Source organism: Pantoea sp. FN0305 (assembly GCF_050113845.1).
Taxonomy (GTDB): Bacteria; Pseudomonadota; Gammaproteobacteria; order Enterobacterales; family Enterobacteriaceae; genus Mixta; species Mixta alhagi.
On the sequence record NZ_JBNJSN010000003.1, the window covers coordinates 1 to 15,098 of the forward strand.

Annotated in this window: 16 protein-coding genes; 3 read left to right on the plus strand and 13 right to left on the minus strand. The window is 52.7% G+C overall.

All coding sequences use genetic code 11. The annotated features are described in order from the left end of the window. The 9 genes from ACQE3Y_RS07060 to fkpA all read right to left on the minus strand — a co-directional run. Positions 1-352, minus strand: a 352-nt coding sequence (locus tag ACQE3Y_RS07060) for a GTP-binding protein (protein ID WP_426974069.1), incomplete at its 3' end; no start/stop codon positions are given. Between the two features lie 69 nt (positions 353-421). Continuing rightward, positions 422-2,530, minus strand: coding sequence for an elongation factor G (gene fusA / locus ACQE3Y_RS07065; RefSeq protein WP_249893122.1), 2,109 nt, complete (start codon positions 2,528-2,530; stop codon positions 422-424). Between the two features lie 93 nt (positions 2,531-2,623). After that, positions 2,624-3,094, minus strand: a complete 471-nt coding sequence (rpsG, locus tag ACQE3Y_RS07070) for a 30S ribosomal protein S7 (RefSeq protein WP_038629748.1) — start codon at positions 3,092-3,094, stop codon at positions 2,624-2,626. A gap of 96 nt (positions 3,095-3,190) precedes the next feature. Beyond that, on the minus strand, positions 3,191-3,565 hold the full coding sequence (rpsL, locus tag ACQE3Y_RS07075) for a 30S ribosomal protein S12 (protein WP_003852912.1): 375 nt from the start codon (positions 3,563-3,565) through the stop codon (positions 3,191-3,193). A gap of 125 nt (positions 3,566-3,690) precedes the next feature. After that, positions 3,691-3,978 (minus strand): sulfurtransferase complex subunit TusB, encoded by a 288-nt coding sequence (tusB, locus tag ACQE3Y_RS07080; RefSeq protein WP_426974068.1) that lies wholly within the window; start codon positions 3,976-3,978, stop codon positions 3,691-3,693. 9 nt (positions 3,979-3,987) lie between these two features. Continuing rightward, positions 3,988-4,347, minus strand: a complete 360-nt coding sequence (gene tusC / locus ACQE3Y_RS07085) for a sulfurtransferase complex subunit TusC (protein ID WP_426974067.1) — start codon at positions 4,345-4,347, stop codon at positions 3,988-3,990. Next, complete coding sequence (gene tusD, locus ACQE3Y_RS07090) at positions 4,347-4,730, minus strand: sulfurtransferase complex subunit TusD (RefSeq protein ID WP_426981204.1); 384 nt, start codon at positions 4,728-4,730, stop codon at positions 4,347-4,349. The genes tusC and tusD overlap by 1 nt, the downstream gene beginning before the upstream one ends. Next, positions 4,730-5,452 carry a helix-turn-helix transcriptional regulator gene (locus ACQE3Y_RS07095; RefSeq protein WP_085068494.1) on the minus strand — a complete coding sequence of 241 codons (723 nt, stop codon included), beginning with the start codon at positions 5,450-5,452 and terminating at the stop codon, positions 4,730-4,732. The genes tusD and ACQE3Y_RS07095 overlap by 1 nt, the downstream gene beginning before the upstream one ends. Positions 5,453-5,628: 176 nt before the next feature. Next, on the minus strand, positions 5,629-6,447 hold the full coding sequence (gene fkpA / locus ACQE3Y_RS07100) for an FKBP-type peptidyl-prolyl cis-trans isomerase (RefSeq protein ID WP_426974065.1): 819 nt from the start codon (positions 6,445-6,447) through the stop codon (positions 5,629-5,631). A 274-nt stretch (positions 6,448-6,721) separates the two neighbouring features. Between fkpA and ACQE3Y_RS07105 the strand changes: the two genes are divergently transcribed. Continuing rightward, entirely contained in the window at positions 6,722-6,940 is a 219-nt protein-coding gene (locus tag ACQE3Y_RS07105) for a protein SlyX (protein WP_085068499.1), read from the plus strand. A 298-nt stretch (positions 6,941-7,238) separates the two neighbouring features. Here the strand turns inward: ACQE3Y_RS07105 and slyD are convergent, their stop codons facing one another. The 4 genes from slyD to kefG form a co-directional block, all read right to left on the minus strand. Beyond that, positions 7,239-7,784, minus strand: coding sequence for a peptidylprolyl isomerase (gene slyD / locus ACQE3Y_RS07110; protein WP_426974064.1), 546 nt, complete (start codon positions 7,782-7,784; stop codon positions 7,239-7,241). Positions 7,785-7,982: 198 nt separating this feature from the next. After that, on the minus strand, positions 7,983-8,177 hold the full coding sequence (locus ACQE3Y_RS07115; RefSeq protein ID WP_085068503.1) for a YheV family putative zinc ribbon protein: 195 nt from the start codon (positions 8,175-8,177) through the stop codon (positions 7,983-7,985). Positions 8,178-8,221: 44 nt separating this feature from the next. Further along, positions 8,222-10,027 carry a glutathione-regulated potassium-efflux system protein KefB gene (kefB, locus tag ACQE3Y_RS07120; RefSeq protein ID WP_426974063.1) on the minus strand — a complete coding sequence of 602 codons (1,806 nt, stop codon included), beginning with the start codon at positions 10,025-10,027 and terminating at the stop codon, positions 8,222-8,224. Further along, entirely contained in the window at positions 10,028-10,579 is a 552-nt protein-coding gene (kefG, locus tag ACQE3Y_RS07125; RefSeq protein WP_426981206.1) for a glutathione-regulated potassium-efflux system ancillary protein KefG, read from the minus strand. A gap of 123 nt (positions 10,580-10,702) precedes the next feature. Between kefG and ACQE3Y_RS07130 the strand changes: the two genes are divergently transcribed. Both ACQE3Y_RS07130 and ACQE3Y_RS07135 read left to right on the plus strand, forming a co-directional pair. Then, the gene (locus ACQE3Y_RS07130; RefSeq protein ID WP_426981208.1) at positions 10,703-12,604 is read left to right on the plus strand and encodes an ABC transporter ATP-binding protein; all 1,902 of its coding nucleotides are present in this window, start codon (positions 10,703-10,705) and stop codon (positions 12,602-12,604) included. Positions 12,605-12,893: 289 nt separating this feature from the next. Then, positions 12,894-15,080 carry an EAL domain-containing protein gene (locus ACQE3Y_RS07135; protein WP_426981210.1) on the plus strand — a complete coding sequence of 729 codons (2,187 nt, stop codon included), beginning with the start codon at positions 12,894-12,896 and terminating at the stop codon, positions 15,078-15,080. Positions 15,081-15,098 lie beyond the last annotated feature (18 nt).

Genomic DNA, 15,098 nt, shown 5'->3' on the forward strand with positions numbered 1-15,098 from the left:
CACGGGTCTGCGGCATCGGGCCGTCAGTCGCAGCAACAACCAGGATAGCGCCGTCCATCTGAGCAGCACCGGTGATCATGTTTTTCACATAGTCGGCGTGGCCCGGGCAGTCAACGTGCGCGTAGTGACGGGTCGGGGTTTCATATTCAACGTGAGAGGTGTTGATGGTGATACCACGAGCCTTCTCTTCCGGCGCGTTATCAATCTGATCGAACGCACGAGCCTGGCCACCGAAAGTTTTAGACAGAACGGTGGTGATAGCTGCGGTCAGAGTGGTTTTACCGTGGTCAACGTGGCCGATAGTACCAACGTTAACGTGCGTTTTGTTACGCTGAAATTGCTCTTTCGCCATGGCGATATTCCTTACTGTTATGCCCTCATCCATGATGAGGGCATCTGTTCAATATTCTAAAACCGTAGCTTATTTGCTACGAGATTCAATAACGGCCTGAGCGACGTTGTTCGGCGCTTCCGCGTACTTCAGGAACTCCATGGAGTAAGAAGCACGGCCCTGGGTCTGAGAACGCAGGTCAGTAGCATAACCAAACATTTCAGACAGCGGTACCTGAGCGCGAACGGTCTTACCGGTAGCGGTGTCATCCATACCTTCGATGATACCGCGACGACGGTTCAGGTCACCGATTACGTCACCCATGTTCTCTTCCGGCGTTTCAACTTCAACCTTCATGATAGGCTCAAGCAGAACCGGCTTCGCTTTCTTAAAGCCATCTTTAAACGCCAGAGAAGCAGCCAGTTTAAACGCCAGTTCAGAGGAGTCCACATCATGGTAAGAACCGAAGTGCAGACGAACGCCCAAGTCAACTACCGGATAACCAGCCAGCGGACCAGATTTCAGCTGTTCCTGGATACCTTTGTCAACCGCAGGGATGTATTCACCAGGAATCACACCGCCTTTGATGTCGTTGACAAATTCGTAGCCTTTGCCGCCCGGCTCCAGCGGGTACAGATCGATCACAACGTGACCGTACTGACCACGACCACCAGACTGTTTCGCGTGTTTACCTTCGACATCCTTAATGGTGTCGCGGATAGTTTCACGGTAAGCAACCTGCGGTTTACCTACGTTCGCTTCAACGTTGAACTCACGCTTCATACGGTCAACGATGATGTCGAGGTGCAGCTCACCCATACCAGCGATGATGGTCTGGTTAGATTCTTCATCAGTCCATACGCGGAATGATGGGTCTTCTTTCGCCAGACGGCCCAGAGCCAGACCCATTTTTTCCTGGTCAGCTTTGGTTTTCGGTTCAACCGCGATAGAGATAACCGGCTCCGGGAACTCCATACGTTCCAGGATGATCGGGTTGTTCGGATCACACAGGGTATCACCAGTGATCACGTCTTTCAGACCGATCGCCGCTGCGATATCGCCCGCGCGAACTTCTTTGATCTCTTCACGTTTGTTGGCGTGCATCTGTACGATACGACCAAAACGCTCACGCTGTGATTTCACAGAGTTCAGTACGGTATCACCTGAGTTAACCACGCCTGAGTAAACGCGGAAGAAGGTCAGGTTACCAACGAACGGGTCGTTCGCAATTTTGAACGCCAGAGCAGAGAACGGCTCTTTATCGTCAGAGTGACGCTCTGCCGGAGTATCTTTACCGTCGTCCAGCATACCTTTGATAGCCGGAACGTCGGTCGGTGCTGGCAGGAATTCAACCACTGCATCCAGCATCGCCTGAACACCTTTGTTCTTGAATGCAGAACCACAGGTAACCAGGATGATTTCGTTGTTCAGCACGCGCAGGCGCAGTGCTTTTTTGATCTCTTCTTCAGTCAGCTCTTCGCCGCCGAGGTATTTCTCCATCAGCTCTTCAGAGGCTTCTGCCGCAGATTCGATCAGGTTCTGATGCCATTCTTCAGCCAGGTCAACCATGTCAGCCGGGATCTCTTCATAAGTGAAGGTCACGCCTGCATCTTCTTCGTTCCAGTTGATGGCTTTCATTTTGATCAGGTCAACAACACCGGTGAATTTCTCTTCTGCACCGATAGCCAGCTGCAGAGGAACCGGGTTTGCACCCAGACGGGTTTTGATCTGACCAACAACTTTCAGGAAGTTAGCGCCCATGCGGTCCATTTTGTTAACGAACGCGATGCGCGGAACTTTATATTTGTTAGCCTGACGCCATACGGTTTCAGACTGCGGCTGAACACCACCAACCGCACAGTAAACCATTACCGCGCCATCAAGAACACGCATGGAACGTTCAACTTCGATAGTGAAGTCAACGTGTCCCGGGGTGTCGATGATGTTGATGCGGTGCGGCTCAAACTGCTTGGCCATACCTGACCAGAACGCGGTGGTCGCAGCAGAAGTAATGGTGATACCACGTTCCTGCTCCTGAGCCATCCAGTCCATGGTTGCAGCGCCATCATGTACTTCACCGATTTTGTGGTTAACGCCGGTGTAGAACAGGATACGCTCGGTGGTAGTGGTCTTACCGGCGTCGATGTGAGCACTGATACCGATGTTACGGTAACGTGAAATGGGTGTTGTACGAGCCATTTGATTCCTCTGATTCTCGGACGTTCAAAATAAGTCATCCCCAGCGGGTTGGCTAATTGAGCGCCCGCTGGGTTAACAATAACTACGCGGTTATTACCAGCGGTAGTGAGCGAACGCCTTGTTGGCTTCGGCCATACGGTGAACGTCTTCACGTTTCTTCACTGCAGTACCTTTGTTCTCAGCAGCATCAGAAAGTTCGTTCGCCAGGCGCAGAGCCATCGATTTATCACCGCGTTTACGAGCAGCTTCTACGATCCAACGCATTGCCAGAGCATTACGACGGACCGGACGGACTTCAACTGGTACCTGATAAGTAGAACCACCAACGCGACGTGACTTAACTTCTACAGTCGGGCGTACGTTGTCCAGAGCTACTTCAAAAGCTTCCAGTTCGGTTTTACCAGAACGCTGAGCCAGGGTCTCCAGCGCGGTATATACGATTGCTTCAGCGGTAGATTTTTTACCGTCTACCATCAGGATATTTACAAATTTGGCCAGCAGCTCAGATCCGAACTTAGGATCCGGCAGAATTTTACGTTGACCAATGACGCGACGACGTGGCATGGAAATACTCCGTTGTTAATTCAGGATTGTCCAAAACTCTACGAGTTTATTTTGACATTTAATTTAAAACGTTTGGCCTTACTTAACGGAGAACCATTAAGCCTTTGGCTTCTTCACGCCATACTTGGAGCGAGCCTGCTTACGGTCTTTAACACCAGAGCAGTCAAGCGCGCCACGAACGGTGTGGTAACGCACACCTGGCAGGTCTTTAACACGACCGCCACGAATCAGGATTACGGAGTGTTCCTGCAGGTTGTGGCCTTCACCACCGATGTAGGAAGTTACTTCGAAACCGTTGGTTAAACGAACACGGCATACTTTACGCAGTGCGGAGTTCGGTTTTTTCGGGGTAGTGGTGTACACACGGGTACAAACACCACGTTTTTGCGGGCAAGCTTCCAGCGCCGGCACGTTGCTTTTAGCAACTTTGCGTACGCGCGGTTTGCGAACCAGCTGATTAACTGTTGCCATTAAATAGCTCCTGGATTTAGCTTTTGCTTCGTAAACACGTAATAAATCGCCTCGTATTAATACGAGGACGCAGAATTTTAGGGCTGAGCAGAAAAGGTGTCAAGAAATAACCAGGCGTCTTATGTTCACCAGGGCATTTGTTGTTGCTGTTTTACCGTCAGCATGACGAAATCATTATAGTCGATAACGGTAATTTTGGATGAAATTTGCGCGGCCAATCCACGCGCCTCTACATCCTCTTTCAGCGCCCAAAGCCGCGCTGGTGCTTGCAACAGCTGCGGTAGCAGACAATTATTTTGCAGACCGGCCAGCACGCCATCCTGCATCAACAATAGATCATCATCTGCCCGTAGCATGCGCAGCAATAAATTATAATCACACTGCCAGGGGGAACTCATCAGCGTATGCAGCATTAGCGCTCCTTAAAAGGTCAGGATATGGTCAGCCTGCGACAGACGCGCACGTAGCGCCGCGCTATCAAGGACCTCAGCAGGCAGCACGCGTGGGCTCTCCGACGTGAGCCCGCGCTCCGCAAGCGAGTCCGCGCAAATATAACATTCCTCAACGTCATATAGCGGCAGTACGCCAAACGTGGCGATATAGTTACGCGCCAGCACTTTTTCTGGCTGTTGATGTTCGCTTAGCTGTAGCACGCCATCACCGATAAAAAAGAGTGAAACCTGTTCACACAGAGCCGCAGTGGCCAGCGCCGCGTCCAGCCCTTCTCTTCCGCTGCTGTTGCCGTGAGGCGCGCGGGTAAAAACAAAGGCGACCGATTTCATCAGAACTGTACCACTCTGTCGCTGGTGAGCATCGCTTCAGCTAATGCGCCAAGTCCCGCCAGCGTAAAACCAGGCTGAAGATTCGCTGCGGCTAATCCCAACCCAGCGGCCTCCTGCTCATCGGTTACGCCGCGCCTTAATGCTGCCGCCACACAGATGTTCAGCGTCACGCCCTGTTGCTGCAATGCCTGCCAGGCGCGTACGATATCAAATTCATCGCCAGCGGGAGCGGTAAGCTGATTACCGTTGAGCACGCCTTCCCGATAAAAAAAGATGCTGTTCAGCTGATGACCGGCTTTCAGCAGCGCACGTGCAAAAAGCAGCGCACTGCTCGCTTGCTGCGTGCCGTAAGCGGGTCCCGTTACCAAAAGCGTGTAATGCATTAACGTTCCTGCCCCTGCATATCGCCACTTTTAAACTGGCGGATATAGAGGTAGACCGTATGTTTGGAAATATTCAGACGGTCGGCGACCTGGTTAATCGCATCTTTAATATCAAAAATACCTTTTTCGTACAGATTGAGAACAATCTGACGATTCTTCATATTGTTTGCTACGTTGCGATCGGCGCTAACTTCTTCAATGGTGAACTCCAGCGTTTGCGTCACCAGATCCTCTACTGAGGAGGCGAAGTTAACCTGTGAAGCAACATCCGGCGTTTCCGGCGGCATAAAGGTCGACATAATCTGTGAGAATGGAACGTCCAGATTCATGTTGATGCACAGCAGGCCGATCACACGTTGTTGCCGATTACGGATAGCGATGGTTACCGACTTCATCAACACCCCGCTTTTCGCGCGGGTGAAATAGGCCCGGGAGACATTACTGTCGGCCCCGGTCATATCATGCAGCATACGCAACGCCAGATCGGTAATCGGCGAGCCGACTTTACGGCCAGTGTGTTCACCATTGGCGATACGCACTGCGGAACATTTCAAATCTTCCAGCGAGTGCAGCACGATTTCACAATGAGAGCCAATCAGCATCGCAAGGCCATCAACGACGGCTTCGTAAGATTTCAGGATATCGTAGTCCGTTTGATCGAACGGATGTTGCTCCAGTAAATCGATATCGGTCAGATCGCCTGGATTGAATGGATTAGACATGAAAGACATTACCCTAATTGGCTGGAGCCTGTCTCAGCGCGGCCAGGGCAGACTCATCATACAAATTTGCGCAGCGCTAGTCTGGCAAATGTCTGCAGGTTATGCCAGATTTTTGTCCAGCCGGGGAGTGCGAGTCATACAAATAAAACCGCCGCGTTAACGCGGCGGTTGCAGAATTACTGTGCTTTCTTCTCGTCAGCGACCGGAGCCTGCGCTTTCGCGTCAGCTTTCGGTGCCGGTTTGATATCCAGTAATTCAACATCAAACACCAGCGTGGAGTTAGCCGGAATTCCCGGCACGCCATTTTTACCATAAGCGAGCTGCGGTGGAATAACCAACTTGATTTTCCCGCCTTTCTTCACGTGCTTCAGGCCTTCGGTCCAGCCCGGGATCACGCCGTCAAGACGGAAAGAGAGCGGCTCGCCACGCGTGTAAGAGTTATCGAACTCCGTACCGTCAATCAGCGTGCCTTTATAGTTAACCACAACGGTATCGCTATCTTTCGGCGCGTCGCCGCTACCCGCTTTTTCTACCAGATAGAGCAGGCCGCTGTCGGTTTTCTTCACGCCCTTCTGTTTAGCGAATTTCGCGGTGTAGGCATCCCCTTTCTCCGCGTTTTCTTTCGCATCTTTTTCCATCTTCGCCTGAGCGGCACCCTTCACACGGCCTTCAAAAGACTGCAGGGTTTGTTCAATTTCCTGATCGGATAATTTGCTCTTACCGGCGAAAGCGTCCTGAACGCCAGCAATCAGCTGTGCTTTATCTAACTGAATGCCCAGTTTTTCCTGTTCTTTCAGCGAATTTTCCATATAGCGGCCCAGCGATGCGCCCAGTGCATAAGCGGACTGCTGGTCTTCGTTATTGAAAGCCGCATTTTTAGGGGCCTGAGGCGCAGCTTGTTCAGCCGGTGCGGAGTCTGCTGCCAATGCCACTGGTGCATTGAGCGTGGCGGCCATCGTGGCGGCTAACAGCGTAATTTTAAACAGTGATTTCATCCATTATCTCCAAAACCGAAGCCTCTCACCTCGGCAATCGTTGCAGACCATCAGGTCTGTACTATAACTGTGCGGAACAACTTATCATGCCCGCCCGGCAAACTTAAGTGTACATCCGACCCTTTTTTGTGTCGGGAAGTTCCAACGGATATGACGATAAGACTGTGCTTTTTCAACCATCGCGGGCAAAATCGGACAATCTAACGTTGGATATGCGGTTTTATCTTACACAAGGCAAGCCGACATGTCTGGCATGGGCAACAGGGGAACAGCTATGCAGCAATATACCTTTGAACAACAGTTGGAACGGCTGGAAAGTAAACTCGCCTTTCAGGAACAAACCATTGAAGATCTGAACCAAACGGTTGTACAGCACGAAATGGAAATGGCGAAGATGCGTGAGCAAATACGGCTGCTGATAGATAAACTTAAAGCTGCGGCACCTTCAATGGTCGCACATCCATCGGAAGAAACGCCGCCACCGCACTATTAACTGTCCCGCAGTCACTAACGCTGCGGCACCTTATTACGGGGTCGCTGCGTAGCTCGCTTGCTGCCAGCTCTGTTAGTTAGCGGTGGTAGGTTTTCTTTCAGAGGAGGCCAACGGCGGGCATAAAATGGAAGGATCGATGCGGCCTGACGCATTTTCTTGCGTTTAATGCGAGGGATATACTGAAAGGAAACCGTACTATTGGGCTGTGCAAAATGCCCCGTTCTGGAAAGCATTAAGGCAAAAATAATAAGGGCAGAGCGCGCACCGCACTCTGCCCCCTGTCATGCTGTACGTACGATTAGTGACAGCCGCAGCCGCCAGTACCGCAGCCGCCTTTACCATGTTCATGACCGTGGTCATGGTCATGATGGTGATCGTGTTCGCCGTGTACATGACCATGAGCCAGTTCTTCCGGCGTCGCTTCACGGATAGCAACCACTTCTACGTGGAAGTTCAGGTCCTGACCCGCCAGCATATGGTTACCATCAACCACAACGTGATCGTCTTCCACTTCGGTGATTTCTACCGGTACCGGACCCTGATCGGTTTCAGCCAGGAAGCGCATGCCAACCTGCAGTTCATCCACGCCCATAAACACATCTTTAGGCACACGCTGAACCAGGTTGTCATCATACTGGCCGTAAGCGTCATTGGCGGCAATATGCACGTCAAAGTTGTCGCCGACTTCATGATCTTCCAGTGCCTTTTCCAGACCAGAAATCAGGGAACCATGACCGTGCAGATAGTCCAACGGCGCGCTCACCGGAGACTCGTCGACCAACACACCGTCTTCTGTACGTACCTGGTAAGCCAGGCTGACCACCAGGTCTTTTGCTACTTTCATGATATCTCCTAACCGTTGAGAGCTTTGATCCCGACTCATTGGTCTATTTTTGCGTGCAATAACACCAACCAGAAAGATCCAGATGCTGACCCTTTGCGTGCCATACAGGCAATACGCTCAGGCAATGTTAACGATGCCGATTGTAACGGAATTCAGTGCCGCTGTAAGGGTAAGCTTAAAAAAAGCTGCGCTGTTCCGCTACTCTGGATGAAAAATTCCGATGACTTGCTCCTGACTGCGGATCTGATCGCGTACCTGCTTATCCGCCTCGCGCATTTGATGACCGCATTTCACGCACTCCACCACATCGACATTATTTTCACGCCACATTGCCAACGTATCTTTCTGTTGGCAGTGCGGGCAGGTTGCATCAGCAATAAAACGTTTACGCATTTCTCTTTCCTGCAGTTTTGGGTCAACGCGCTCAGCAGCGCCAGTTATTCAAATTCATCCCAGCTGTCCAGCTGGCGCTTCTCCTGCTGCATCTCGCGCTGGAAAATATCTTCAAGCTCGCGCCGCGCCTCACGCGCACGGGAGATTTGCGCATTATCCGTATGGACAGGCATCAGCTCGCGTAGCATACGCATATCCAGCCGCCGGAAGTGCTCCTGCGCGCGGTGCGCCTGATGCGGATGCATGCCCAACGACATCAATGTTTTACGTCCCAGCTCCAGTGCGCTGGAGAACGTCTCGCGGGAAAATTGCGTCACCCCCGCCTGCAGCAGTTCATGGGCCTCAACGCGCCCGCGCGCCCGCGCCAGAATATGCAGGTGGGGGAAATGCTGCTGACAGAGATGAACAATATTCATGGTGTCTTCTGGCGTGTTACAGGTAATCACGATCGACTGCGCGCTGGCAGCGCCTGCGGCCCGTAGCAGCTCCAGTTCTGTTGCATCTCCATAGTATACTTTATAACCATAATTGCGCATCAGACTCACGGCGCTGATGTCCCGCTCAAGCACGGTAATGCGTTTTTTATTCGCCATCAGCAGACGTCCAATCACCTGACCGAAACGACCAAATCCCACCACGATCACCTGCGGCTGATCGTCATCTACCCAGGGTTTTTCCGTTTGCTCATCCCCATCGTTAAAGCGCCGCACCAGAATGCGGTCTACGCCCCGCATCAGTAACGGCGTGGTCATCATAGAGAGGGTAACGGTCACCAGCAGCAGCGGCAGTTGATCGTCATGAAACAGCCGCACTGCCGAGGCGGCAGAAAACAGTACAAACGCGAACTCACCGCCCTGACTCAGCACGCTGGCGAACTGCAAACGCTCCGAGCTACCCAGGCCATAAATCCGCGCCAGCAGATAAAGCACCAGCGTTTTGACCGCCACCAGCACCAGCACACCGAGCAGCACCGTAAAAATATGCGTATAGAGCACGCCCAAATTCAGCGCCATGCCAACGGAAATAAAAAACAGCCCAAGCAGCAAACCTTTAAATGGCTCAATGGCGATCTCCAGCTCATGGCGATATTCGCTTTCCGCCAGCAGAATGCCGGAAATAAAGGTGCCCAGCGCCATCGACAGCCCCAACGCATCCATAAACAGTGCCGAACTCAGCACCAGCAGCAGCGCCGCAGCGGTAAAAACTTCGCGTACGCCGGAAGCGGCGATATAGCGGAAGATCGGTCGCAGCAGTAGCCTGCCGCCAATCAGCATGCCCGCAAAAGCCAGCACCTTGATGCCTACCTTCATCCAGTCGGTATGGCCGCTATCAGTGCCAGCCAGCAGCGGCACCAGCGCCAGCGCCGGGATCACCGCCAGGTCCTGAAACAGCAGTACGGAAAAGCCCAGTTGCCCCGCCTCGCTGCGATTCATTCCCTTATCGCGCATCAGCTGTAAAGCCATCGCCGTTGAAGACATCGCCAGGCCGATCCCGCCAACCACTGCCGCCTGCCATGAAAAATCGGTTAACAGCAGCAGCCCGGCCAGCACCGCAGTGCTAAAGATAACCTGAGCGGCACCTACGCCGAAAATCGAGCGGCGCAGCGCCCATAGCTTCGAAGGATTCAGCTCCAGGCCAATCAGGAACATCAGGAATACCACGCCGATTTCCGAAAAGTGCAGGATCTCGTCAACGTCACTGATAAAGCCCAGGCCCCAGGGACCAATCGCAATACCCGCCAGCAAATAGCCCAGTACCGCGCCAATTCCCAGCCGGGCGGCGATGGGGACAGCGACCACGGCGGCGAACAGATAGACCACGCCCGCCGACAGTAAAGTATGCCCTTCCATTTATAATGCTCCAGCAGACAAAGGAGAGGAAAGCCAGCTGCCATAGGCCTCGGCATAATTTTTCATGACTTCCGGCGGTTGACGACGCGCCCAGTAAACAACCATCGGCGATAACCAGTGCATACGACACATCTGAGCCGTCAGCTCAAAGGGCCGCATAATCTCCGTCATGGGATAGCGATTAAGGCCATCCTGATGATAGGCCGTCTCCGGTTCGCCGGTGGTAATCACGCTGCGCCAATATTTTCCCTTTAGCGCATCACCGCCGACGCCGCTGGCAAAGCCACGCGAAAGCACGCGATCCAGCCACTCTTTCAGCAATGCCGGACAGCTCCAGGTATAAAGAGGATGCTGGAAAATAATGATCTGATGCTCCCGCAGCAACTGCTGTTCAAAATGAATATCGATAAAAAAATCGGGATAGTGTGCATACAGGTCGTGTACGGTAACGTGGGATAATTGCTGCGCCGGCTGCAGCAAGATCCGATTGGCTATCGAATCTTGTGATTCCGGATGGGCATACAGCAGCAAAACCTTAGGCGGCTGCGCCATCTCTCTCCTCCAAATCGTCGTCATGATGCAGGATTTCCGCTACCATGCACGACATAACGGAATCTATGATTCCTGACTGATTATGATGACAATAAATTAACATATTCTGACAATACGGCGCTTATGATTGTATTCTCTTCGTTACAGATCCGACGCGGTACCCGCGTGCTGCTGGACAATGCCACTGCCACCATCAATCCTGGCCAAAAAGTTGGGCTGGTGGGTAAAAACGGCTGTGGCAAATCGACGCTGCTGTCGCTGTTAAAAAATGAGCTCAGCGCCGATGCGGGCAGCGTCACCTTTCCCGGCACCTGGTCGCTGGCCTGGGTTAACCAGGAAACGCCAGCGCTGTCGGTGGCCGCCATTGAGTACGTTATTGATGGCGATCGTGAATATCGACAGCTTGAAGCCGAGCTACAGCGCGCCAATGAAAAAAACGACGGCAACGCAATCGCGCTGCTGCACGGCAAGCTGGATGCGATACAGGCATGGAGCATACAGGCGCGCGCCGCCAGTCTGCTTCACGGTTTGGGTTTTAGCCAGCAACAGCTGCAGCGCCCGGTCAGTGACTTTTCCGGCGGCTGGCGCATGCGTCTCAATCTGGCGCAGGCGTTGATATGCCGTTCCGATCTGCTGCTGCTGGATGAACCCACCAACCACCTCGACCTGGATGCGGTTATCTGGCTGGAGCGCTGGCTGAAGAGTTACGACGGCACGCTGCTTCTGATTTCGCACGATCGCGATTTTCTCGATCCGGTGGTGGATAAAATCCTGCATATCGAACAGCAGTCCCTGTTTGAATATACCGGCAACTACAGCTCTTTTGAGCAGCAGCGAGCCACCAGGCTTTCTCAGCAGCAGTCGCAGTATGAGCATCAGCAGCGTAAAGTGGCGCATCTGCAAAGCTATATCGATCGTTTCCGCGCCAAAGCCAGTAAAGCGAAACAGGCGCAGAGCCGTATCAAAATGCTTGAGCGCATGGAGTTTCTCTCCCCCGCACATGTGGATAATCCCTTTAGTTTCAGCTTCCGCCCGCCGGAAAACTTGCCTAATCCGATACTGAATATGGAGAAGGTCACCGCTGGCTATGATGATCGCGTTGTGCTGGATTCGATCAAACTGAATCTGGTGCCCGGCTCGCGTATTGGCCTGCTCGGCCGCAACGGTGCGGGGAAATCCACGCTAATTAAACTGCTGGCAGGCGAACTCGCGCCGCAAAAAGGGGAGATCGGCCTGGCGAAAGGCGTCCAGCTGGGTTATTTCGCCCAGCATCAGCTGGAATTTTTACGCGCCGGAGAGTCTCCTCTACAGCATCTGGCGCGTCTGGCACCAAAACTGCCGGAGCAGCAGCTGCGCGATTACCTGGGCGGCTTCGGCTTCCAGGGCGATAAAGTCAGCGAACCGACTGAGCGTTTCTCCGGCGGCGAAAAAGCGCGTCTGGTGCTGGCGCTAATCGTCTGGCAGCGTCCCAATCTGCTGCTGCTGGATGAACCAACCAACCATCTCGATCTTGATATGCGGCAGGCATTAACCGAAGCGCTGATCGATTTTGAGGGCGCGCTGGTGGTGGTTTCGCACGATCGTCATTTGCTGCGTTCCACCACTGACGATCTTTATCTGGTGCATGACGGCAAAGTGGAAGTGTTCGCCGGCGATCTGGATGATTACCAGCAGTGGTTAAACGATTTACAAAAACGGCAGACGCAAGAGAGCGAGCCAAAACAGGATAACGGCAACAGTGCTCAGGCGCGTAAAGATCAGAAGCGTCGCGAAGCCGAGCTGCGCGCGCAAACGCAACCGCTGCGTAAACAGATCGAAAAGCTGGAAAAAGAGATGGAGACGTTTAACGCTCAGCTCTCCGCTGCAGAGGCGAAGCTGGCCGATGCGGCTATTTACGATGCGAGTCGTAAAACCGATCTGACCGCCGCGTTACAGCAGCAGGCCGCGGCGAAATCGGCGCTGGAAGAGTGCGAAATGGCCTGGCTGGATGCTCAGGAACAGCTGGAAGCCATGCTGACTCATTAACTCTTGCTACGGCCTTATTTTGCTGAGGTTTTTAAATGCAAAATAAGGCCGGGCTTTCGACTGGCGAGCAGCGCCTGTTAACAATTCAAAGCGGCGAAGCGCTTTTCAAATAAAAAGAAACGGTTCGCTGAACTTCACCTGGCTGCGTTGTACCTTTTCCGCATCATTTTCTTCATAAACAACCAACGTTTATCGAATTTTTTACGTTCTGTTTCCTTGTGCGCAGAGTTCAATGTTTTTACTATTGCGCCCTGCATAAATTGCTTATTTTTTGAACTCAGGGTAAACCGTGTCAGAGCGCTGCGTAAATCTGCTGAAAAAAAACCTGACGGCTTTTGGGCTGTTGATTTTTTTCACGCCTCTTGCCCATTTTTTATCACCTTTGTACCTGGTTGCAGATCGCACTGTTTACCTTTGCTATTTGCCCTACGGTTTAGCGATCGCCGCCATCTATATTTTCGGCCGCTCCGCCGTGGTTCCCCTTTATCTGGCTTTCTTTATTACGTTCCAGCTCTGCTTTTCGCTATTCTCGCTGGCGGCGGCGCTCGCCTTTGCTTTTTTAACGCCATTGTTTGTTAGCTGTTGGCTGATTCGCCGCTGGTCTGGCCGCCGCTGGCGCTATAACCTCGGTAACCAGGGACTGGGTGTCCGGCTGCTCCTGCTGAATACGCTGGCCCCTGTCCTGACGATGCTGCTGCTGGCAGCGCTTGGGCAAAAACTGCCGGTGATCCCAGAGATGCCCGGCAGCTATTTTACCGGCAGGCTGGATATGTTCAGCATACTCAGTCTGCAAAACCTGATGCTCTCTGCGACGCTATTTACCATTCTTTTTTACTTTCCGCTGCGTATGCTGGCCGCGCCGCGCAGCGGCTTTACTTTCTGTCGTCGGGCCAGGCATGCCCTGTATGGAAACTGTCTGAGCGCGCTTTGGTGGGGCTGCCTGCTGGCCGCGCTGATGCTGCTGCTTTGTTTTCCGGTGCGCCATATGCTGATTTCCAGCTATCTGGTCCCGCTGGTTTTCGTTATCTTCACTTACGGCATTATGCGCTTCACCTCACGGAGCGTGCTCTGGCTCTGGGCGCTCTGCTGTCTGTTGCTGATGCACTTTAACCTTGATGTGCTGCCGTTAAAGTCCATCTTTTCCGCCACCTTTTTATCCTCAGCGTTTATCGCTTTTACCATCAGCCTGCTTTATATCGCGGCGGGATACTGGAAAAGTCGTCGCCTGCAGCGCATTGCGCTTAACCTTGCCGTGACCGATCCGGTGGTCCAGCGGCTTAATCTGCGAGCGCTACAGAAAAAGCTTAAACAGCACCCATCGGGCACCCTTTGCTATCTCTATCTGCATCAGCTGAAATTTCTTGGCTGCCATTATGGCCTGATGATGAAAACCTATACCAAACGCTGCATCATTGATGAGATTGGCACGCAGCTGCGGGAAAATGAAGGGGTTTACCAAATCACCTGCGACGGCGTTATTGTGCTGCTACAGGGTGAAGGCATCGGCGAGCGTCTGTCGCAGCTACGCACGCGCCTAAAGCAGCAACAGATTTTCTGGCACAACCAGCTGATAGATATCGATTATGCTTTTGCCGCCGGTAAATTCACCAGGGAAAACAGTAATCTTTACCGTCTGGCAGGGCAGCTGAATTATCTGGCAGAACAGGCCCTGATGTCGGGCGGCGTAGCGCTGCTGGATAAGGATAATTCACGCTTGCTTGGTCATGTCTCCGACCAGGTTTTACTGCTACAAAAAATCAAACAGGCGCTAACCGGGCAGGATATCGTGCTGTTTGCACAGCCGATTGTCCCCTGTAAACAGGGTTGCCTTTATTACGAAGTGCTGACGCGGCTACGTTCGGCAGACGAACTTATTATGCCGGATCGGTTTATTCCGCTGATTGCAGAGTTTCGCCTTAGCGCCCAGTTTGATCGCCTGGTAGTAAAGGAAACCGTGGCGTTTATTCATCAGCGTCAACGCGTGAATAACCCGCCGCCGCGCCTGGCCATTAATCTGTTGCCAATGACGCTGACCGAGCCGGGAGTAGCAGAGGAGATCATTGCCCTTTTTCAGCGCTTTTCCGTCTCCTCTGAAGCGGTTATTTTCGAAGTGACCGAGCAGCAGGGATTGATCAATAATCTGCAGGTCAATAATGCGATTGCCACGCTGCGTCAGGCAGGCTTTCGTATTGCGATAGATGATTTCGGCACCGGTTTCGCCAACTATGAGCGCGTGAAACATCTTAGCGCCGATATTATTAAAATTGATGGCCTGTTTGTTAAAAACAGCCTTGATGACAATATCGATCGCATTATTATTAAATCGATCTGCGCCATCGCCCAGGAAAAACGCGTATCCGTTGTGGCGGAATATGTGGAAACCGAGGCGCAAAAAGCGCTGTTAACCGAGCTGGGCGTTGATTATATACAGGGCTGGCTAACCGGTCAGCCAGCCCCGCTGCTTTCCCTGCCCTGATCGGCTCAGGCGGGACGA